The organism is Halalkalibacterium ligniniphilum, assembly GCF_000334155.1.
GTDB classification, from domain to species: Bacteria; Bacillota; Bacilli; order Bacillales; family Bacillaceae_D; genus Halalkalibacterium; species Halalkalibacterium ligniniphilum.
Window position 1 is genome coordinate 72,965 of sequence record NZ_ANNK01000144.1, and the last position, 21,713, is coordinate 94,677.

20 protein-coding genes and 2 other annotated features are annotated in these 21,713 nt (G+C 36.9%); of the genes, 8 read left to right on the forward strand and 12 right to left on the reverse strand.

What is annotated here, in order from left to right; genetic code table 11:
- Positions 1-48: 48 nt before the first annotated feature.
- From BLT_RS0117830 to BLT_RS0117840, 3 genes are all read right to left on the reverse strand, one after another.
- Positions 49-1,143 (reverse strand): PRK06851 family protein, encoded by a 1,095-nt coding sequence (locus BLT_RS0117830; protein WP_026105189.1) that lies wholly within the window; start codon positions 1,141-1,143, stop codon positions 49-51.
- An 83-nt stretch (positions 1,144-1,226) separates the two neighbouring features.
- Positions 1,227-1,997, reverse strand: coding sequence for an SDR family NAD(P)-dependent oxidoreductase (locus BLT_RS0117835; RefSeq protein ID WP_017729107.1), 771 nt, complete (start codon positions 1,995-1,997; stop codon positions 1,227-1,229).
- Positions 1,998-2,585: 588 nt separating this feature from the next.
- Positions 2,586-3,683, reverse strand: coding sequence for an NAD(P)-dependent alcohol dehydrogenase (locus BLT_RS0117840; RefSeq protein WP_017729108.1), 1,098 nt, complete (start codon positions 3,681-3,683; stop codon positions 2,586-2,588).
- A gap of 202 nt (positions 3,684-3,885) precedes the next feature.
- On the opposite strand from BLT_RS0117840, the gene BLT_RS0117845 reads away from it, so the two are divergent.
- The 3 genes from BLT_RS0117845 to BLT_RS0117855 are packed head-to-tail and all read left to right on the forward strand — an operon-like array spanning position 3,886 to position 7,564.
- Positions 3,886-5,319 carry a spore germination protein gene (locus BLT_RS0117845; protein WP_017729109.1) on the forward strand — a complete coding sequence of 478 codons (1,434 nt, stop codon included), beginning with the start codon at positions 3,886-3,888 and terminating at the stop codon, positions 5,317-5,319.
- Positions 5,320-5,331: 12 nt separating this feature from the next.
- Positions 5,332-6,399: an endospore germination permease gene (locus BLT_RS0117850; protein ID WP_017729110.1), complete on the forward strand. Its 1,068-nt coding sequence runs from the start codon at positions 5,332-5,334 to the stop codon at positions 6,397-6,399.
- 13 nt (positions 6,400-6,412) lie between these two features.
- Positions 6,413-7,564 (forward strand): Ger(x)C family spore germination protein, encoded by a 1,152-nt coding sequence (locus tag BLT_RS0117855; protein WP_017729111.1) that lies wholly within the window; start codon positions 6,413-6,415, stop codon positions 7,562-7,564.
- A gap of 100 nt (positions 7,565-7,664) precedes the next feature.
- On the opposite strand, the gene BLT_RS0117860 is transcribed toward BLT_RS0117855, so the two are convergent.
- Entirely contained in the window at positions 7,665-8,561 is an 897-nt protein-coding gene (locus BLT_RS0117860; RefSeq protein ID WP_017729112.1) for a LysR family transcriptional regulator, read from the reverse strand.
- A gap of 560 nt (positions 8,562-9,121) precedes the next feature.
- On the opposite strand from BLT_RS0117860, the gene BLT_RS24130 reads away from it, so the two are divergent.
- Positions 9,122-9,274, forward strand: coding sequence for a hypothetical protein (locus BLT_RS24130; RefSeq protein ID WP_017729113.1), 153 nt, complete (start codon positions 9,122-9,124; stop codon positions 9,272-9,274).
- Positions 9,275-9,817: 543 nt separating this feature from the next.
- The gene (gene gdhA / locus BLT_RS0117875; protein WP_017729115.1) at positions 9,818-11,200 is read left to right on the forward strand and encodes an NADP-specific glutamate dehydrogenase; all 1,383 of its coding nucleotides are present in this window, start codon (positions 9,818-9,820) and stop codon (positions 11,198-11,200) included.
- Positions 11,201-11,341: 141 nt separating this feature from the next.
- On the opposite strand, the gene BLT_RS0117880 is transcribed toward gdhA, so the two are convergent.
- From BLT_RS0117880 to BLT_RS0117895, 4 genes are all read right to left on the reverse strand, one after another.
- On the reverse strand, positions 11,342-11,941 hold the full coding sequence (locus tag BLT_RS0117880; RefSeq protein WP_017729116.1) for a response regulator transcription factor: 600 nt from the start codon (positions 11,939-11,941) through the stop codon (positions 11,342-11,344).
- Positions 11,938-13,074 (reverse strand): sensor histidine kinase, encoded by a 1,137-nt coding sequence (locus BLT_RS0117885; RefSeq protein ID WP_017729117.1) that lies wholly within the window; start codon positions 13,072-13,074, stop codon positions 11,938-11,940. Before BLT_RS0117885 ends, BLT_RS0117880 begins: the two co-directional genes overlap by 4 nt.
- 295 nt (positions 13,075-13,369) lie before the next feature.
- On the reverse strand, positions 13,370-14,422 hold the full coding sequence (locus tag BLT_RS0117890) for a fatty acid desaturase (RefSeq protein WP_017729118.1): 1,053 nt from the start codon (positions 14,420-14,422) through the stop codon (positions 13,370-13,372).
- A gap of 636 nt (positions 14,423-15,058) precedes the next feature.
- The gene (locus BLT_RS0117895; protein WP_017729119.1) at positions 15,059-15,538 is read right to left on the reverse strand and encodes a glutathione peroxidase; all 480 of its coding nucleotides are present in this window, start codon (positions 15,536-15,538) and stop codon (positions 15,059-15,061) included.
- 184 nt (positions 15,539-15,722) lie between these two features.
- Here BLT_RS0117895 and BLT_RS0117900 point away from each other — a divergent pair, with 184 nt between their 5' ends.
- Together BLT_RS0117900 and BLT_RS0117905 are read left to right on the forward strand one after the other, a co-directional pair.
- Entirely contained in the window at positions 15,723-16,073 is a 351-nt protein-coding gene (locus BLT_RS0117900) for an ASCH domain-containing protein (protein ID WP_017729120.1), read from the forward strand.
- A gap of 7 nt (positions 16,074-16,080) precedes the next feature.
- Complete coding sequence (locus BLT_RS0117905) at positions 16,081-16,521, forward strand: hypothetical protein (RefSeq protein WP_017729121.1); 441 nt, start codon at positions 16,081-16,083, stop codon at positions 16,519-16,521.
- 112 nt (positions 16,522-16,633) lie between these two features.
- Here the strand turns inward: BLT_RS0117905 and BLT_RS0117910 are convergent, their stop codons facing one another.
- The 4 genes from BLT_RS0117910 to BLT_RS0117925 form a co-directional block, all read right to left on the reverse strand.
- On the reverse strand, positions 16,634-17,020 hold the full coding sequence (locus BLT_RS0117910) for a YbaN family protein (RefSeq protein ID WP_017729122.1): 387 nt from the start codon (positions 17,018-17,020) through the stop codon (positions 16,634-16,636).
- 268 nt (positions 17,021-17,288) lie between these two features.
- Positions 17,289-17,585, reverse strand: a complete 297-nt coding sequence (locus BLT_RS0117915) for a hypothetical protein (protein WP_017729123.1) — start codon at positions 17,583-17,585, stop codon at positions 17,289-17,291.
- A gap of 209 nt (positions 17,586-17,794) precedes the next feature.
- Positions 17,795-19,702 (reverse strand): threonine--tRNA ligase, encoded by a 1,908-nt coding sequence (thrS, locus tag BLT_RS0117920; RefSeq protein WP_017729124.1) that lies wholly within the window; start codon positions 19,700-19,702, stop codon positions 17,795-17,797.
- 57 nt (positions 19,703-19,759) lie between these two features.
- Positions 19,760-19,984, reverse strand: a binding site (T-box leader).
- Positions 19,985-20,025: 41 nt separating this feature from the next.
- Positions 20,026-20,250: a binding site (T-box leader), on the reverse strand.
- Between the two features lie 568 nt (positions 20,251-20,818).
- The gene (locus tag BLT_RS0117925) at positions 20,819-21,184 is read right to left on the reverse strand and encodes a hypothetical protein (protein WP_017729125.1); all 366 of its coding nucleotides are present in this window, start codon (positions 21,182-21,184) and stop codon (positions 20,819-20,821) included.
- A 146-nt stretch (positions 21,185-21,330) separates the two neighbouring features.
- Here BLT_RS0117925 and BLT_RS23390 point away from each other — a divergent pair, with 146 nt between their 5' ends.
- On the forward strand, positions 21,331-21,672 hold the full coding sequence (locus BLT_RS23390; protein ID WP_236611112.1) for a PH domain-containing protein: 342 nt from the start codon (positions 21,331-21,333) through the stop codon (positions 21,670-21,672).
- Positions 21,673-21,713: the final 41 nt, after the last annotated feature.

Here is a 21,713-nt window from a genome sequence, read left to right on the forward strand (position 1 = left end):
AAGGACGATCCGCCGCTAGCGTTTCGTCCTTTCCGCTATATTACTTGATTAACGTTGAATGAAGTCTTCAATTTGACCAATTATGCTTTCCTGGATTTCTTCAACCTTCAAGAAGTCCATTGCGTCTATATAATAAGCTTCTAGTTCATCACGGAGACGTTTTGCTTCGGCTAAATAGGAAATGGCTTCCTTCATATAGTCTTTGTACGCCTTTGTAGTTCTTTCAATATCATTTGAAAATTTCTCATCCGTTCCAGGGGCAATACAGCGAATGTACATATCAATCATCTCATCATTTTCCCGATCAGGAAAATATTCATGAGGAGCAGTGCTATCAAAAATGGCAATGCCTTTTTCTCTTAAAATGACCATATCCAAGCTATTTGGATCGAAACCACAATGATAGACTTCAACGTCAAACCCTCTCGCCTCTCCTGCTGATGCAATTTTCTTGAGCATTGTTGACTTCCCTGAACCCGCTCTACCCTTGATAAAATAGCGTTTCTCAATATCCTCCGTTAAATTTTGAATAAAGTCAACGGCTCCATTTGGCGTTGCAGCACCTAAAAAGCGGTGCTTTACCTTTGCTTGCTTCTCTTTTATCTCATCACCAAAAAACTCCGCAATCACTTCATCCGTTAATTGATCGGCTGCTGAGAAATCCATATTTGCTATATATATTTTTTCAATCTCATCATGCGCTTTCAAAGAAGCAGCAAAGGTGTCATAGGCTTTTTGAAACAACTTACGTATAGATTCATTGAGCGCAAGAATGGTTTCTTTGTGAACAGAGAGCTTTTTTGAATCCCAGGCAACACCCAAATTTACATACTCATCAATCACCCCAGGTGCTTGTGGTTCAATCACATGGGGGGGCGTTCCATCAACGATTCCTACTTGAAATTGTGGTATGATAACACCATCGATGGAATCGTTATCAGACGAGCAGTGTAAATACTCAATATCCAGCCCTTTCCTTACCATCCTTTCGCCGACTGCTTTCATTAATGAAGATTTTCCCGTACCTGGACCGCCTTTTAAAATAAACAAACGCTCCAATCCTTCTAAGGCAGAATTATACAAACTATAAAACCCTTTAGCCGTGTTGCCTCCAGCATAATAATTGCGAACCTTACCGTTCATTAAATCACCCTTTCCACCCTTTCTACCTAACATATGAAGAATTTCTTATGAGGGTGAATGCCCATTCGCTGATTCCTATTTCATTAATAGTAGACCGCATCTCCTTTGCCTCCTGTTGCAGAAATAACATCCCCAGTTATCGACACAGACAAAGGTGAAGCTAAAAAGATTGCAACATAAGCAATTTCATCTGCCGTTACTAATCGACCAATTGCATTTTTCTTTCCTTCTACGTCTCGTTTTTCCTTTGAAGAGATTCTCTCGGCTACGGTTTCTGTATAGGTCGTTGTTGGGTAAATCGCATTTACATTAATGCCAAACTTGCCGAGCTCCTGTGCTGCTGCTTTTGTTAAATGAACCACGGATGCATTCCGTGCCCCTGCACTCACACTGCTGGCTGTTCTTGCCGCCATTCCACTCATATTGATAATACGGCCCCAATTATTTTTCTTCATGTGCGGTACGACACTGCGCATGCAGCGAAAATAGCCTAGATATTTTTCTTCAAAATCCTTAAGAATTAACTCATCCTTTACATTGTGAAAATCCTCAGGTTCTCCGCCACTTACCCTCGCCCCATTGTTTACTAATATATCAATTCCGCCCATTGCAGCGGCTGCTTTCTCCACTAAAGCTTCAATGGAGTCTGCCTTTGTCAAATCAGCGACAATCGGATGAATTTTACCTCCCGTTTCTTTGGATAAGTGTTCCGCTGTTTCTCGCAAGGTGCTTTCTGTTCTCGAACAAATGGTACATTCCACACCCTCAAGAGCTAATTGGCGAGCAATCGCTTTTCCGATCCCGCGACTTCCTCCTGTAATAAGTGCTTTTTTCCCAGCTAGCTGTAAGTTCATTGCACGATTCCTCCATTCCGCTACCCATCAAAAGAATAATTCCTTGCTTCAACCATATGGTCATATTCTCTAAACACAGCTTGGTTTCCTGTAGAAATTTAACGCCTACCTGTGACATGTATTTTCATTAGTCTGTCAAACTGTTAAACGATAGGTTTTTTATGAAGGAAGTTCCTATTTCTTGTCGTATACTATAACTATCGGTGACAATGTCCAACTCAAAATTTCACAACCAACCCCACGATGTGTGATGACAACCCTTGCTTAAGGTGATCTCCCAAAAGATTCGAATGTCTTAAAGTCAATTGTGAAAAACAATGCTGGTAGTATCGGGTTATACGCAGAGGTGATAAAAAAACGGAAGAATTAACATCGGATATCAAATTCAAATCAACGAAAAATAACGCATAATGAAGATAAGAAAATCGACCTCGATCCGCTTGCCCCTGTAGCTATACAGCTTTAAAAGGTTATCCTTTCTTATTTTTTGAAAAAAACCCGTTCAAAATGATGATTGAACGGGTTTTTCGTATTCAAATCTAAAAGGAAACATAAGACGGCAACGACTAGTTTATTAAGCTTGTACGATTAAGCAAGCTTAATAATTGGTTTAATGGTTGTTCCTTCTTTTGAGTCCTCAATCGCCTGATTTATTTCATCAAGTGTATAATACTTTATTAATTTATCAAATGGGAATTTTCCTTGTTTGTATAATTCAATGAGCATCGGAATATACAGTTGAGGAACACTCCCACCCATCAAGAATCCAGTGAGTTTCCTCTCAAATAACAGCGTATTCATATCTAAGGTTACTTCTGTTCCCAGTGCAGGTGCTCCTACTTGTACGACTGTTCCTAATACTGCTAGAGAGTCCACGGCAAAACGTGTGTTTTCTGGACGTCCACTTGCTTCAACCGCATAATCAATGCCCTTGTTTCCTGTAATGTCCATGATCGTCTCCACAACATCTTGTTCCTTTGCATTGATCGTATGCGTAGCTCCTAATTCCTTTGATAATTCAAGACGGCTATCCTGAATATCAACCGCGATGATCGTCGCACAATGAGAAACAGCCGCTCCCATCAACGCACTTAAACCGACTGCACCAATGCCAAAAACTGCGAGGCTAGAACCAGGAGGTGGTTTCAGCCTATTTAATACTGCTCCACTTCCTGTTTGAATCCCACAACCAAGTGGTCCAAGCATTTCAATAGGAACATCTTTCGGTACTTTGATGACGTTACGAGCATTTGCAACAGAATAATGTGAAAAGCTTGATTGACCAAAAAAGTTCGATAGGTCTTGATCCCCCTTGTGCAATCGACACGTACCATCCCCCATTTTGCCTTCAAAGTTTAAGCTATAAAATTGCTCACATGCATAAGGTTTACCAGCTAAGCAATTGGGGCACCCACCACAAGAACTATATGACAACACAACATGATCACCAGGCTCAATGTTCGTTACACCCATACCCACTTTCTCTATAACGCCAGATCCTTCATGTCCTAGCACTGCAGGAAGAGGCACAGGGTACGCTTGGTTTTGGGCCAGAATATCAGTATGGCAAATTCCTGTCGCGACAAGTCGAACTAAAACCTCGCCTGGCTGTGGATCATCAACCATAATATCGGTTATTTGAAAGGGCTCCCCCTTACCCAATGTAACAGCTGCTTTAGTTAACATTTCGATTCCTCCTAGTCGTTATAATTCTGTACATAAAATATGTTAACCACCAATTGTGATTATTATTTACAAACGAGACTAGGCAGCATAAATGCTATTCTTGCAATACCTATGAATTCAGTACATGAAACGAAAATAATTGGGGAAATTATATCAAAAATCAATGTTTACCTAAAAAGTGAGGAAGTGAGGAACTGAGAAATTGAGCTTATTCAGAAAAAAAAACAGCACTGTTACTGTGAATAGTATTCTTGAACAATTTAAAGACTGTGAAGACTTAGAGCATGAATTTGTTTCTGATCTAAATCTTCACTTACTATTTTTCGCTTATTTAACAGATGATTTCAGTTTCGAGCAAAAAATAACAAGACCTTTCTTTGATCATCATTCAAACAAAGAAGCATTAAGCGACATATTAAAACGCTCAATTTATGTACCATGCTCTGACCTAAAGGAAGCTGTAAGAAAAATCTTAGAGGGTCATGTTGCGATATTTTTTGAAGATACACTCTATCTTACTGACGTATTCGGTCCTCAAACGCGGGCGATCGAAAAATCAGAGAGAGAAACGACAATTGTAGGTTCTCTAGAAGCTTTTAACGAATCAAATGTTACGAATTTATCCCTCATCAGGAGACGATTAAAAAGCTCAGATTTAAAAGTTCTGAAGTTATCCGCAGGTGAGATAACAAAAACAGATGTTCTCATTTTATATCTTGAAAATATCGCGAATAAGGTTTTTGTTGAAAAATTAACAGAACGTATTAAGTCTGTAAATACAGATTATGTCCTTGATTCAAACATGTTTGTGCAATTAATCGATGACAACCCTTACTCCCTGTTTCCACAGTTTTTAACAACCGAACGACCAGAGCTAGCAACGTCGAAGCTCGCACTAGGAAAGGTCATCGGTTTAGTTGAAGGAAGTCCGTCCACTTTTATTGCACCAACGAATTTTTTTGAATTTTTTCAGTCACCTGATGATATCAGTCAGCGTTGGGGACTCGGTACGGCAACAAAGATTTTACGTTATATCGCATTTTTTATCACCTTAACATTTACTGCTTTATATGTAGCCGTTACAACCTTCCATTATGAAATGATTCCAGAAACACTGTTAATATCTTTGGCAGAATCAAGAAACCGGGTCCCTTTTCCACCTTTAATTGAAGCATTTATCATGGAATTTACAATTGAATTACTTCGAGAGGCCGGAGCAAGGCTACCAGCTAAAATTGGTCAAACGATCGGAATTGTAGGTGGAATTGTGATTGGTCAGGCTGCAGTCGATGCAGGACTTGTTAGCAATACCTTGATCATTGCAGTTGCCATTTCAGCCATTTCGTCGTTTGTTATGCCCAATTATCTTCTTAGTGCCGCATTAAGAGTCGCTCGCTTTGGTTTAATTGTGTTAGCTGGGGTATTAGGCAACTTAGGCTTAACCATTGGGATTGCTTTTTTAGTCATCCATTTATCAAAATTAACGAATTTAGATAGCTCCTACCTTCTTCCAGTAGCACCAAATTACTTTAGAGACTGGAAATCGGCTTTTATTCGGGCACCTTTTTCTGAGATTACGAAACGACCCGCCCAATCTGTTTCTCAGAATGTTCGCAAACACAGAATGAAAAAGTAGAGAAGTGATGAGATGATTACGGAAAAATTACCTTCATATCAAATTATACTTTTAATGTACATGCTTCAATCAGGGGTTATATTATTCAGCATTCCTCGTTTAGTGTCTGAAACCTATGGAACGAACGGATGGTTAGTACTACCAATTTATTTTCTTATTGTTTCATTTAACATTTGGTTAATTTCTTTAGTGTATCGTTTGAGCAAAGGAGAAGACGTCTTTTTACTGATTAATCGTATTTCACCAAAATTGATAAGGAATCCGATTTATTTTCTTGTATCTCTATTTTGGGTATGCTTAGGAATCATACTTGCAAAAAAATATACGTTTATTATCCAAACCCTTTCATTTCCCACTACTCCTACCTATTATTTGTTAATTGTCATTTTACTTCCAGCTGTACTATTCACTTTAAACAGCATGTATAACATTGTAAAAGGAGCAACGTTATTTTTTTATTTAGGAATATGGATGGTTTTTTTAACTGGGTTCTTTATGAAAGAGATCGAATTATCTCGATACTCAACGCATTTGTTAAGGGGAGGAGATGCTGATTTACAATCAATGCTTGAAATATATGTTGGTTTCACAGGATATGAATTTTTTTTGTTCTTGTTCCCCTATTTAGATGAAAAGAAAAAGCCTTTTAGAGCGATGTATATCGGCCATGCGTTCACTAGCTTCATTTACATTTATGTAACCATAATATGTATTGGCTTTTTCGGATTTAATCTCATCCTAGATATCATGTACCCTACACTTCAAATCTATAGTAACATTGAGTTCCCTTTTCTCATTCGCATTGAAAATATTGTGTTTAGTACTTTTTATTTCAAGATCATTGTCACAGTGACATTCTTTTTTTGGACTGCACTAACAGCGATGGAGCAAATCTTCTCACATATAAGTAAAAAAATAATACTACCTATCCTTTTGCTATTAGGGTGCTTGATCACAATGAATGCGAACACATCAACCGAGGCAGACAAGTGGTTAACTCAATTTGGCTTTATTCAAATGGGGCTTGCGTTTTTGTTGCCTCTCATCTTGATCATCATATTAAAAATAAAAAAAAGTTGAGGAATCAAACATAATGAAAACGATTATAATCGTATTTGTTGTTGCTCTAATTTGTTGTGGTTGCTCTGACAAAAAGCTCCTTGAAGACGTTGGTTTTATTCACGCATTGGCATTAGATATTCATAAAATCGAGGAGTTCGAAGAGGACGGGGCACTCCAATTCACAGTTGCTATTCCACAAATAGAACCGGAAGCCGAAAAAGATAGCGAAGTGTTAACAACCATCGCTCGAAGTAATAAAGAAGCAATATTAAACGTCTCTCGTCAATCGGAACGAGATCTTGTTACGGGACAAATTCGAAATGTTTTATATGGAGTCAACTTAGCAAAAAATGGTTTACAGGATCAAATTGAAGCCTTGAACCGTGATCCTATTTTTGGTTCACGATTAAAAATAAGTATTATTAACGGACATGCAAGTGAATTACTAGAAAACGAATACCCAGCGCATCCTCGTTCTAGCAAATATATTGACAAATTATTAGATAAAGAAATCCGGAATATGATGGTCCCAGAATCTAGATTATACCAATTTACAAGGGATTTATATGAAGAAGGAATCGACCCAGTAGCTCCCCTTTTAAAACACGCAAATGATGAGATTGTCGCTGATGGAATTGCCCTTTTCAAAAACGATCAATACATAACAAAAATCGACCCGAACGATGCAAGAGTGTTTTTCTTTTTAAAAGGGGGATCTTCAGAAGGAACGCTTCATTTTGATATGGAAGATCCAGCAACAAAAAAGAAAGCACAGCTGCTGTATGAAGGGATTAAAAACAGACGAAAAATAAATGTGAGCAATGATGCAGATGGCGGAAATATACAAGCTGAGATCGACATTAATGTTCGAGGCTCAATCTTAGAATACACTGGTTCATTAAACTTAACAGACGAAAAAGACATGAGAAAACTTGAATCAATGATTGAAAATCATATCAAAGAGGTGGCTTTGAGGTTAATCCGTACAATGCAAGACAATGAAGTGGATAGTATCGGAATCGGTATCTTTGTGAAAAACAGTTTATCCTATGAGCAATGGAAACAATTAAATTGGAGAAAAGCATTTCCAACGATTGACGTTAAGGTAAATGTTAATGCAGAGATTAAAAATACAGGCTTTATTAAAAATGCACTAAAAGTCAAAGAACAGGAAATGGAATAAATACATCTTCCCATTTACTCTTAGTCCTCGATTTCTTAAATGGCAAAGCTTTTCCGTAATGAATGAAAAGCTTTGCCATGATTACACTCCCTTTATTGTTTTAGCCATTCTGCTTACTAAAAAACTCTTTAAGAAACTCAAAAAAAAGCGTTTCAGTTGGCAGCAATTGACGTTCTTTAGGAATGATAAGACCAACTGTTCGAGTCACACTCGGTTCAATAATCGGTATTTTTACCGTAGCGCGTGGCAAAGTATCCATTACGGTTATTTCTGGCAAAAGCGTGATTCCAAGGCTTGCCGACACCAGTCCTTTTAAAGCATCCACATCATCTCCCTCAAAGGATACCTTTGGTTCGAACCCCGCATCTGCACACGCATTCATCACCATATCACGAAAATACATTCCTTCAGGTAATAGGATGAAAGGCTCATCTTTTAATTGACTTAACTTCAATATCGGTTCGTTCGCTAAGTGATGATTACTAGGTAAAAGCGCAACAATATTTTCAGTAAACAAAATATGCCCTTCTAGCTTTTCTTCATCCATTGGCACAGGACCAAGTAAAGCCATATTGTATTCACCATTTACAACTTCATCTACCAAATGATTGTAAATGTTTTGTTTTAATTGAAATCTAGCTTTTGGGTATCGTTCCCTGAAAGCTGAAATCGCCGTCGGTAGTGTATGTGCTGCCATACTAATTGGAAAAGCAATACGGATTGTGCCTCGCTCTGGATCTAAGTGTTCTTTCACTTCACGCGTTGCATTATCGAGCATTTTCATTGCTTGTGTCGTGCTTTCTAAAAACATTCGACCAATTGGTGTCAATCGAACTCTTCGCCCTTGTCTGACAAACAAATCAACACCTAGTTCTGATTCAAGATTAAAAATTTGTCGGCTTACTGCAGATTGTGCCACATGTAAAGCCTCAGCAGCCTCTGTCATATGCTCACGTTTGGCAACTTCCATAAAATACTTCAACTGCCTTAATTCCACAGTCTTTCTCTCCTTCAATCATCTAAAAATGATATTGATATTATCTTCTTTTTGTATTGATCAGATTATACCTACAATATAAAATACACCTAAATAGAAAAATTAACAATCATAATATAATATTTATTTATTATTTCACCATTACTAATTTGCAGTATATATTTCTCAGCTGAAGAAAATTAAAGGGCATTCCTTTTTTGTGAAAAAACAAAAAAATTTGAAGCTAACCTATGGGTGGCACATAATCTGCACTTTCAACTTGAACATTGACCAAATGAATTGTTCAAATTTATTCCTTTGACATGAATCATTATTTAAAGTGAGAATTACAATCGCTCACACACGTATCATTCAAATAATGATTCGGGTCATCTTTAAATTTAATGTTTTTTAAAAAACTCATAATAATAAGGGAGAAAGTAGCTTTGTTTGCACATTCACCTTTTAAGATAATTGAAGATTCCTAATATTGAAATTTATATTGAACGACTCAAAATAGCCTGTACAACATACCAATTATATAAAGAAAAAATTATAACTTTTTTAGTAGGTGAACAACATTGACGAATACTGACTGGAAAGATTGGCAAAAGCAAGTGTTACATGAAGAGTATGTAAAGCCTGAGTTATTAGAGGAAAAATTAAAGAAAAAAATGGAGGAAGTAAATCGAAAATATAACCCTAATTATTATTCTGTAATAACAAATAAATAATCATTTTTTGTTAATTATTTTAAGTGATTCCAGATAATGAGAAATTCTTGAATCCTTTGTTAGTCGGATAATTCCAGCTATACAAGAGCGTTTTCCCTTCTCTTCTTATAACGAAAACCGATGAATTTGTTTCGTTGAAAATCGACCTCTCTTTCTTTAGCTTTAGCTTCTATCATGCTTGTAATCAGCATAGCAATCGGTTTCCACCGCTCCATAAAGCAGGTTCATCGGATGACTCACCTTCCTTAACCCCCTTCAAAAAACTCACCGTTTCAAAATAACAAGGTAGAAATCATGCACTTTCTAATCCCTTCTCTTACATCAATATGCATAATTTTCTATAAATAATTACTATTCTTTGTCTCCAGCTACACTCTCTTTTTCTATTAATCATCTCATTATAGCATTAATCTCATCTATTCTTTATATTGGTTCAAATTGCTTAAAAATTATAAAATACTCCATAACATTAGATTTAACGATGCTGATAGAATATTTATGCAAAATCCTTAAATTGTGAAGCATGGAGGTTCAGAAAAGAGTATGCCGACTATCGTAGAAACAAAACAGACAGACACACAAATTGCAAAAGACTATGTAAACAGAGTGTATGAAGCTGTCATCAAACGTAACCCTAATGAAAGTGAATTTCACCAAGCCGTTAAAGAAATCTTTGATTCACTTGTACCTGTTTTTGAGAAGCACCCTAAATACATGGAGAACGGAATTCTTGAGCGCATTTCAGAACCAGAACGAATGATTACTTTTAGAGTGCCTTGGGTCGATGATCAAGGAAAAGTGCAAGTAAACCGCGGCTTCCGCGTTCAGTTCAACAGCAATATTGGCCCTTATAAAGGTGGCTTACGATTCCACCCTTCCGTGAATGCTAGTATTATTAAATTTTTAGGCTTTGAGCAAATCTTTAAAAACTCTCTTACTGGCCAACCAATTGGTGGAGGTAAAGGCGGTTCCGATTTTGATCCTAAAGGAAAGTCTGATGGTGAAGTGATGCGCTTTACGCAAAGCTTTATGACTGAGCTCGCTAAACATATCGGACCTGATGTGGACGTACCAGCTGGTGATATCGGCGTTGGTGCAAGAGAAATTGGATACATGTTCGGACAATATAAAAGACTTCGCGGCGGCTATGAAGCTGGAATTTTAACAGGCAAAGGTGTTGGGTACGGCGGAAGCTTGACGCGCACAGAAGCTACTGGCTATGGGACTGTTTATTTTGTTGAGGAAATGTTGAAAGACAAAGGTCTTAGCTTCGATGGAAGTACAGTTGTTGTGTCTGGCTCTGGCAATGTCTCGATTTACGCGATTGAAAAAGCGACCCAATTAGGTGCCAAAGTTGTCGCATGTAGTGATTCAAACGGTTATATTTATGACAAAAATGGAATTAACCTTGAAACGGTAAAACGATTAAAAGAAGTTGAACGTAAAAGAATTTCCGAATATGTGGCTGAACACCCTGAGGCAGAATACCATGAAGGCTGTGCAGGAATTTGGTTGATTCCTTGTGATATTGCTCTACCATGTGCTACTCAAAATGAAATCGATGAAGCATCAGCAAAAGTCCTCGTTAATAATGGAGTAAAAGCTGTTGGTGAAGGTGCTAATATGCCCTCTACACTAGAAGCGATTGATATCTTCCATGAAAACAACGTTCTCTTTGGCCCTGCCAAAGCGGTGAATGCTGGAGGAGTCGCAGTTTCTGCACTTGAAATGGCTCAAAACAGCATGAGACTTTCTTGGACATTTGAAGAAGTTGATGCAAAATTACAAGAAATTATGACGAATATTTACCGCAACAGTGTGAATGCTGCAGCAGAATATGGTCATCCTGATAATCTTGTTGTTGGTGCCAATATCGCAGGTTTCTTAAAAGTGGCCGATGCAATGATGGTACAAGGCGTGATATAAGAAATATTCTAAAATTTAAAAAGGTGCTTGTGTTTGAGTAAGTGAAACATAAGCACCTTTTTTCTTTCCTTAATTAATTAATGGTGAAAAAATCCATTTATATAATATTTTTTAAAATTTTATTGTGTGCAAGTGTCGTCTTTATTTAAACCAGCCCTTTTCTTTAAACCGAGCAATCGCTTCAATCCGGTTACTTACTTCTAATTTATCAAGAATGACGGAAATGTAATTACGCACAGTACCATTCGTAATATAGAGCTCACTGGCAATTTCCTTTGTGTTCTTTCCATCAGCGATCAGTTCAATTACCTGTTTTTCACGCTTCGTAAGTGGATTTTCATTTTCATATGCTAAATCAACTAATTCTGGAGCATAAACACGTCGCCCGTCCATAATCGTGCGAATCGAGTTAGCTAACTCCTCACTTGGACTATCTTTTAACAAATAGCCACTTACCTCAGCTTTTCGCGCACGCTCGAAATACCCTGCTCTAGCAAATGTCGTCAATATAATCACTTTGCAAGGATACTCCTTCAATTCTTCCGCTGTATCAAGTCCGCTTTTTAATGGCATTTCAATATCCATGATACATATGTCTGGCTGAAGCTGTTGAACAAGATTCAACGCTTCTTCGCCATTTTTTGCTTTGCCAACAACTTCCATATCTTCTTCCAAATCAAGCAGCGCCCCTAATGCCCCTAATAACATTCGCTGATCTTCAGCAATCACAATTCGAATCACACCAATCCCTCCTGTTTCGTTTGTTGAATGACATTTGGTACTCGAATGTTTAACGTGGTCCCATTTAATGGTCTTATCTCTAGGCTTCCATTCACAAATTCAAGACGCTCCTTCATTCCCCGCAGTCCATTGCCTTTCGTGAAATCAATGCTTTCTGGAGTACCCATTCCGTTATCTTGGACTCTTATAAGCAATTCGTCCGGAGACTGCTTTATCAAAATGTGACAGTACGAAGCTTGACTATGCTTAACAACATTCGTTACTGCTTCTTTTAAGCACATACTTACAACATTTTCCACCAACAATGGTATATTGATCAATTTTGGATTTCCTTCAATCGTAAATTTCTTTTGCGCAGCATTTAACATTTGCTGAATGCGAATGATTTCCTCTTCAAGGTTGGCTTCTCTCATATCTGTCACCATCTCGCGTACTTCTTTTAGTGCCGTTCTTGCCGTCTGTTGAATATCACTGATTTCACTTTTGGCTGCATCAGGATTTGCGTCCATTAATTTTCCAGCCAAATCACTTTTTAATCCAATGAGAGACAGCTTTTGTCCCAGCGTATCATGTAAATCACGTGCAATACGCTCACGCTCTTCAATGACCATAAGTTGAGAAATCCTAAGGTTCGCATCTTCTAATTGACCCTCAAGCTTTTCACGCTTGTTCCGGTTGTAGGTGTTAAATGGCAATAAGATCACACCAATCACACAAATCACAATAAATGGAAACTGAGAGAAAAATAATTCATTTTGGGTAAAAAAGCTGACGTTAACCGCAGCAATCGTGCTAAAAAGCAGAACAACATACAACGTGAAAAACCCAATTTTATTTTGAATGTTCCCGATAAAGAATGCTAAAAACAGCGCAAAATATACGTAGCCAAAAAACAGAGTCATAACAATACTTATCGCTATTTCTATCCCGACCCATACATAGACAAGCCAGCCCTTCGAAATAAAAGATAGGCGGTATGCAATGAAAAATAACACGATCATCAAGATACCGAACGTAATTTCAATCCCTGATGAAGAACGAAAAATAAAATAGAAGGGCAAAATGCAAAAAACAATCCATACATAGACACTTAGCCCCGTGTTTTTTGGGAAAATGTTATACCAACTTTGCATAGAGGCCTCCTTCATGCCAAACCGTTCATTCTGAATAAATACGATCAACGCCACAGTTCTTCTCTTCTTATCTTACACTGATTATCATTGCCATGCCTCATGATTCTTACATATTAACCGTAATAAACAAAACTTGTCTTTTCGCCAAATCCACCATCGCGACAGCCTTAATTGCAGTTATACTTAGACCGTTAAATTTTAACGACTTCGATACTCCGTTGTAAAAAATTTTATGCTTTCCTAACGTACGAAAAAACCTTCAATACAAAGTTGAAGGCTTTTTACATCTTGCCATTTATTTTCCTTGAAGGCTTGCCCCTCGGTTATCGATTTTTACCTCTTGCTTTGCTTGAGTCAGAAGGTGCTTAACTTCTTTAAAGCTAACAAACGTCTTTCTTTTTTCATCATAAAGACGGAAACGAATCGATTTTAAGCTAGAGCCGATCGTAATGGTTGTTGCTTTCTGCAATGGAGGTGTCGTTTCATGTACTTTTTCTAAATGATAGTTCGGTACTCTTGGGCTTAAATGGTGCACGTGATGATAGCCAATGTTCCCTGTCACCCATTGCAATACTTTAGGGAGCTTGTAATAAGAGCTTCCATCGACAGCCGCTTTCACATAATCCCACTCGGTCTCATCTTCAAAATAAGAATCTTCAAATTGATGCTGCACATAGAACAACCAAATACCAAGTAGCCCAGCCACAAATAAAACCGGCCCTTGAATGATAAGGAATGCCTGCCAACCAATCGCCCAAATCATGAGTGCATAGACAGCAACAATCGAAGTATTGATGACATACATATTGATTCGTTCTTTTCGTTTTGCTCCTTTACGGTTCAAGCGGTTCGTTATTAAGAAAAGGTAGAGCGGACCTAATCCAAACATAATGAATGGGTTCCGGTAAAGACGGTATGCCAGTCTTTCTTTGAAGGATGCTGCCACATATTCATCCACTGTCATGATCCATACATCCCCTGTCCCACGCTTGTCTAGGTTGCTGCTTGTAGCATGGTGGATTGCATGGTCTCGCTTCCATTTTTCATAAGGGAACATCGTAATGATGCCCGTAATGGTCCCGAGAATATCATTGGCTTTCTTGCTTTTAAAAAACGAGCCATGACAGCAATCATGAAAAATAATAAAGATCCGAACCACAAATCCTGCTGCCACAACTGCCAATGCAAGCGTTAACCAAAACGATATGGATAAACTTTGGTACGCAAGGAACCAAAGCAAAATAAATGGGAGAAAGGTATTGAGCATCTGTCGTATACTCGACTTAGCGTCTGATTTTTCAAAAGGTGCGACATTCTTCTTAAGCTGTGCTAGTTTTTGTGTACTCACATCTTTCCTCCTTACGTGTATGTGTTACATTTTATTTTTGGAAAACCATTTGACTGATTCTATAATAAATAAGATTTTCAAACGTTAGAAGTCATGAACGTCAAGTAACAGGTATGACATTTGTCATACCTGTACGCTTTTTCTCCACAAAAAAGAAGCCTTCCCCTTTTATTAAGAGCAGGCTTCATGGTTGTACTCTTCCTTTCTAACAAGCTCCTTATTCAATTTGTTCCCTTTCATATGCTTCTTCAGGCAACGCAAATTCTGCTGACTCGATTTCAGTAAAATCCATAGGATAGCTTAACACATCAGGATACAGATCAAAAATACCATTGAAATCGGGTCGAACTTCTGAGTAAGCGGTAACAAAATCACTAAGCCACCTTTCCCTGCCCCTCTTTTTTGTATCGAAACTATAACCAACTCTCGAAAGCTTTTAAATTATTTTTACCATTTGTCTCATTCTCCACCTATTTAATGGAAAATAATTAAAAAAATCATCCTCATTTAATGCTGATCCCTCATAAAATCTGCAAAAGCCTTTGTTTGGAAAGGTCACTGGACTATAGGCTCTCCTCTATTCGCAAATCAAGGTGGGTATCACCCATTTGTGACTCCCTCCTCTTCAGACATTGACTACAAAAGACGTTCAATCTCGGCTTTTAATTCGCTCGGCTCCGTTTGCGAGGAAAACCGCTTTGCAACCGTACCATCTTTTGTAATCAAAAACTTTTCAAAATTCCATTTTACATCTTTTTGACCATACGTTTCTTTTGTTTCTTCCGTTAAATAATTAAAAAGTGGATGAGCGTTCTCGCCATTTACGTCTACTTTTTCGAACATGGGGAACGTAACGCCATAATTCTTTTGGCAAAAGGATGCAATTTCCTCATTCGTTCCCGGCTCCTGCTCTGCGAATTGATTGCACGGAAAGCCGAGCACTTCAAATGGCTCATCAGCAAAGGTTTCATAGAGCTTCTGCAAGTCTTTGTATTGTGGCGTTAGGCCACATTTGCTCGCTGTATTGACAATAAGCAGTACCTTCCCCTTGTATTCATTTAGGGGTTGTTCTTTTCCTTCTAAGGTGACAGCAGAGAAATCATGCACAGTCGTCATTGGCGATCGCCTCCTAGAAAATGTTTCCTCTATCGTATCGAACAAAAGAGAGCAGAGCAAGGGAAGAGAGCTCAAATTAAGGGGATTCTTCTTTGAAGCAAAACATCTCTCACGTCATAGGTATTCGTCTTGTTCGATCTATGATACATTAATAAGGATTTAAGAATTGAAGGGAGCTTTATTCATGACAAATCAAGAAGCAAACCATGCACTTCCACCAAAAACATGTACAATTGATCGGCTTGTAACGAAGCCGGATGATGTGAACAAAGTAATTGAAGGTAAGAAAACAGCCACACGTCGTAATGGAAGATATGCAGATATTGGAGAAATCATGGTATTAAAAGACAAAAAGTTCGTAGTTGAACGCGTTTATTCACAAGCTCTTGGTGAGTTAACCGATGAACACGCTCGCCAAGAAGGCTTTAATACGGTAGAGGAATATAAGGAAGCAATCTTGTCCTATCATCCTGGAATGCCATGGCTCCCGCAAATGAGAGTTTGGGTGCATGAATTCAGCCCAGTAAACGGATAACAGACAAATGGATGTTTGGTATCGACTCTTACTCTATACTCATGTTCTTAGCGCCATCGCATCAATTGGACCTTTCTTTCTCCTATTGCCTGTAGTCAAAAAACTACGAATGGCAAACGAAGGAGAAATAAATGCATATCTAGATACCTTTCGTTTTGCGGTCAGAATCGCGAAGCATTCAGGTCATGTGCTAGTGGCAACAGGGATACTGCTTGTGATGCTCGGTCCATGGACTTGGGGGACGCCGTGGATTGTCTTGACGCTGATTATCCTATTTTGTTCATTATTTTTTCTGGCCCGTGCATTTTCTCCAACCATTAGAAAATTCCATGAAAAAGGTCAGGACAGAAGCGCTCTTGCTGATAAACTAAAGCGTTCGATTTTGATTTACATTGTTTTATTAATGGCAATGCTTTGGTTTATGGTCGGTAAGCCAGCCCTCTGGTAAACAACCTTTGATGCTCGTTTACACGGTAAACCTTGTTATTTTTTCATAACAAGGTTTTTGGGCTTGGTCTTTAAAAAACTGCTAATCTAGTGATTTGTACTAAAACCGTGTATTATTGCACAGTTCCTCTTATCGTTTTTATTTTATAGATGAAGTAATAATATTTATATCCGACGATGATGACTAAGATGGTTTTTACAATCAAGCTTTCCGATAGAATGAACGGAATGGCAATCATACAGTCAGCAAATGCGTTAATTGTGATTTTTTGCTGCAGCGTCAATGCTCTTTCTTTCAAAAATCCCTCTAAATGCTTTTTATATAGTGTGGTGCCTTTAAACCAGCGATCAAACCTTTCAGATCCTCTTACAAAACAAGCCGACGCTAATAGTAAGAAGGGAGTTGTTGGGACGAGCGGCAGAATAATCCCAATAATCCCCAAACCGATAAAGAAAAACCCCAAGCATAGATAAATAAATTTCTTTATATTTTTTATCACTCTCACTCCTTGCAAAAAACGTAAACTATATTCATTTCAACAGAAACTGCTAGATCACAATTTACCAATTGATTGGCATTCTGAAATGGCATATGGTTTCAGTTAAATGTAGTGATTTAAAAATAAAATGTGACCATCAAACAATAGAAAAAATCCATGTTTTTTTATCGAAAGCATGGTTTTTTTCTATTGTTAAATTTAGGGGGTATAAACTATGTTAGAAATGTAGTTTATTTTTTTTCGAAAAAAAGCTTTGAAAAAAACCTTACTAATACTTGCCCTTAAAAAAAATAACTGCAACGAATATAACTGCAAAATCTCTGCCAAAAGGCTTAAACCAACTGTCGTCAGGAATAAAATACATTGCCAAAAGTATTGACGATAAGCCCATAATAACATTAACCCAAATTACGTTATGAATTTTTATTTTACCAGATAAAAAGCCAATTATAATAATATAGATTACAGAACCTAAAAACAAAAAAGGTGCTTCTTCACGTTTTACATGTTGCCCATATTCGTAAAAGTGAAACAAGAATGGAGCAGGTATTAAAGTAAGAATCAATCATAAAATCTTCATAAGTCTAACGCCCTCCTTATCAAAAACCTTAACATATATAAATACCATTTTGATTATTTTTTGGGAAATACCTCTTCATACAGATAGGTAAGGGCTAAAGTACCATCAACTTATTATCTAGTAACCTTTGCATTAAAGATAAGGATAAATCCTCAATATGTTGTAGAATAACTGGATTTAGTTATATTTTTCATTTAAATACTACGTTCTTTAATCTGTTTTACAATTCTCTTTTTAAAACTTTCAAAAGGAACACTATCTGATTGTTGATCCCCATATTTTCTAACATTTACTGCATTTTCTTTAACTTCGTTATCACCTAGCACCAGCATATATGGGATCTTTTGCATATGTGCTTCTCTTATTTTGTACCCTAGCTTTTCATTACTTTTGTCAATTTTCACCCTTACTCCTAATTGCTTCAGTTCCGATTGAATCTGTAAACAATAGTCAAAGTGAACTTTTGAGATAGGGATAATTTGGACTTGTATCGGTGCAAGCCATACAGGAAAAGCACCTGCGAAATGTTCGATTAAAATACCAAAGAAACGATCAATGGATCCAAAAATAGCACGATGAATAACAACAGGTCGAACCTTTTCGTTATTTTCATTGACATAAGTTAAATCAAATTTTTCTGGCATCTGAAAGTCAAGTTGGATTGTTGCACATTGATGGCTTCGTTTTAATGCATCTTTAATATGAAAATCAATTTTCGGCCCATAAAATGCCCCATCCCCTTCGTTTAAGTGGTATTTAATTTTTAAATTTTTCAGTACATTCTTTAATGCTCCTTCAGAAATTTCCCAAAGGTTGTCATCACCTAATGAATCCTCTGGACGTGTTGAAAGCTCCACTGAATAGTCAAAACCAAAAGTACGATATACTTGGTCAATTAGATAAAATACTTGTTTAATTTCACTTTCAATTTGATCCTCTCGAACAAAGATGTGGGCATCATCCTGACAAAATGTACGAACCCGAAGCATTCCATTTAAAGCACCACTGTATTCATGACGGTGAACCTGACCAAATTCCGCCATTCGAATCGGTAAATCTCGATAAGAGTAAAGGTTGTTTTTAAAAATCAGCATATGACCCGGACAATTCATTGGTTTCATTGCGAATTTTTTATGCTCAACTTCAGTGAAGTACATATTTTCGTGATAATGGTCCCAATGACCCGATTTCTCCCATAATTGTTGATTCATCATAAATGGAGTACGAACCTCATCGTAAGAAGCACTGTTTTGAAGTTCACGAGAGAAATTTTCTAATTCATTTCGAATGATTTGTCCTTTTGATAGATAAAATGGCATTCCCGGTGCTTCCTCAGAAAACATAAATAGCTCCAATTGTTTCCCTAATTTACGGTGATCTCGTTTGGCTGCTTCTTCTAAGAAATTTAGATATTCATTTAAATCCTTTTTCTTTTTAAATGCCACTCCATACACTCGTTGCAGAACTTCATTTTGACTCTCACCTCGCCAATAAGCACCTGATACACGAGTTAATTTAAAGGCTTTGATGAAACCAGTAGATGGAAGATGCGGACCTCGACAAAGATCAATAAATTCTCCTTGTTGATAAAGAGTTATTTTTTCACCTTTTGAAATGTCCTTTAATATTTCTAACTTAAATGGCTCACCTTTTTCTTCAAATAACTTTTTCGCTTCTTCATATGAAACTTCCATTTGCTTTATTTCTAAATTCTCGTTTATAATGTTCTCCATTTCTTTTTCAATGGCAAGTAAGTCATCAGAATTCAAACTTTGTTCCAGCTTTAAATCATAGTAAAATCCATCTTCAATGACTGGACCTATCCCTAATTCCACATGTCCATAGAGTCTCTTCACAGCTTGCGCTAATACATGCGCTGAAGAATGTCTTAAAATATGCAATCCTTCTTCCGAATCTAAAGTTAAAACAGAGAGTTCCGCATCTTTTTCTATCTTGTAGCTTAAATCGACCAGTTGTTCATCTACTTTCCCTGCAACTGCACTTTTACTTAAACTTGAACTAATGGACTCTGCTACACTTTTTACGGAAATGCCTTTTGGAAATTCCTTTATTTTTCCGTCTAGAAATTGAATTTTAATCATAACAATAAACACTCCTTTTAAAGTAATAAATAAAAAAAACACACACTCATCCCTATGGCAAGGGACGAGTGTGTTTTAACCCGTGGTTCCACCCAATTTCCCATAAGCTAAGAAATAACTTATGGCTCTGGTGCTGTAACGTAGCATGGACGATATTGGATACTTAAGTTCCCCAATACAGCTCAAAGGCGGTAAGTTATTTTCCTAAGTTAGGAAGTTCGCAGCTTATTCTTCCCTCTCTGAAAACCGTAAAATAATTCATGTCCTTTTCATCGCAATCATTTTTATATAATTGTAAAACAAAAAACGCACTCATCCCTACGGCAAGGGACGAGTGCGTTATACTCGTGGTTCCACCCAATTTCCCATAAGCTAAAAGGTAGCTTACGGCTCTGGTGCTGTAACGTAGCATAAACCGGTATTGGATACTTAATTCCCCAATACAACTCAAAGGTGGTAAGATACTTTCCTGCGTTAGGAAGATTTCAGCTTTCCTTCCCTCTCTGGAAACCGTAAAAAGTAACTCATGTCCTTATCAGTGCTTTTTAAATTTAAACAATTAAATTATTTTATACATTACTATAAATTCTCATAAACAGCAACACTTATCTTATCTTCTTAAATAAAGACTGTAATTTCAATTAGCCTTACTTGACATAATGTAGTAAAGTGGACCTTATCGTCAAAACACAAGTTTCAAAAAAAGCAGTGGGTCTAAGCTAATAAAAATTTTAGTGGAATAATAAAATACCCTTTACAAAGGGCACACTTTATTGAAAAGTTGGGTAGGCTCTAATTTGAGTAAAATTTGCATGCTAATAAGGCGAATCTTGTCGTACAATAGACATAGGAGTCTTCCCTCCTTCGAATTTGTTTGGTCACTTACAAAATTCGACTTTTGGAGAGGAACTCCTTTTTTATCCCTTGAACCCTTGGCTCATAATATGAAATTTATTTACTTAATTAAGTTTATGTTTATGTAAAAATTTTTTGATCCTGTCTTTGAATGTTTGTTAACTCGTCACTTCTTTTACTATAGTATCCAAGCAAAAATAGAATTAATTGATAAGGCTGAGCATACACAAAATATAGAGGAATATTGTAATACTACCATAGCTAATTACAACCCATGAAATCATTAGAGTAATTAAGGACTGGGGGTACGGCTGGACAAGAGGTTATACAAGCTCCTGCAATTAACCTTGCAACTGTTAAATCTATTAAAAGTACTCCTGAAATACAAAGAGCAACCTCATTAAAACCTAGAGTTGAGAATCCTGGTTCATTTCCAGTCGCATTCTTTAAAGTATTCAGTTCTTCTTGAAGTACATCATTACTAACATAATCTATATCTGTAACTTCACTTTGCATTAAATTCCCGTCAAAGTAAGATGAAATAACAAATTTATTATCTTTACTTTTCGTAATCAAAGTTTCTGAATAACTTATAACTTGATTATCGGAATCAAATACTAAAGTCACATTGCTTATAAGACTATATTGAGCTCCTTCTACTTTTCATACTGAGTGCTGTATCAATCTTTTTTGCTGAATCATTATTTAATTTACCATTACTGACTGTACCAACTACAATAACTACAATTATCATATTTATTTTTTCTTTAGGTTTGGTACTATGGTACAGAACTTCTATTAAATATATTTTTCATGAAAAATATTTATTAATAAAAGGCGGTCCATTTAAGAGAAGAATTTCATATGAGACCATATCAAAAGTTTCTCCAACAACAGATAAACTCACTGGTTTCCGTATTACACCATCTGACAAAGGTATAGAACTTTCTTTTGAATCAAAAACTAACATGAAATTCTCATTGGAAAATAAGAGTACTTTCCTCTCTGAGTTAAGAAAAAGATGTCCTAATGCAGACATATCAAAAGATCATGAATTTAAATCACTATTTCTTTATCGTATCCCACTAACATTTCTGAACTTTACGACAAAATAGCCCACTATAATTTTTTATCTGTACGCTAGGATACGGCTTTT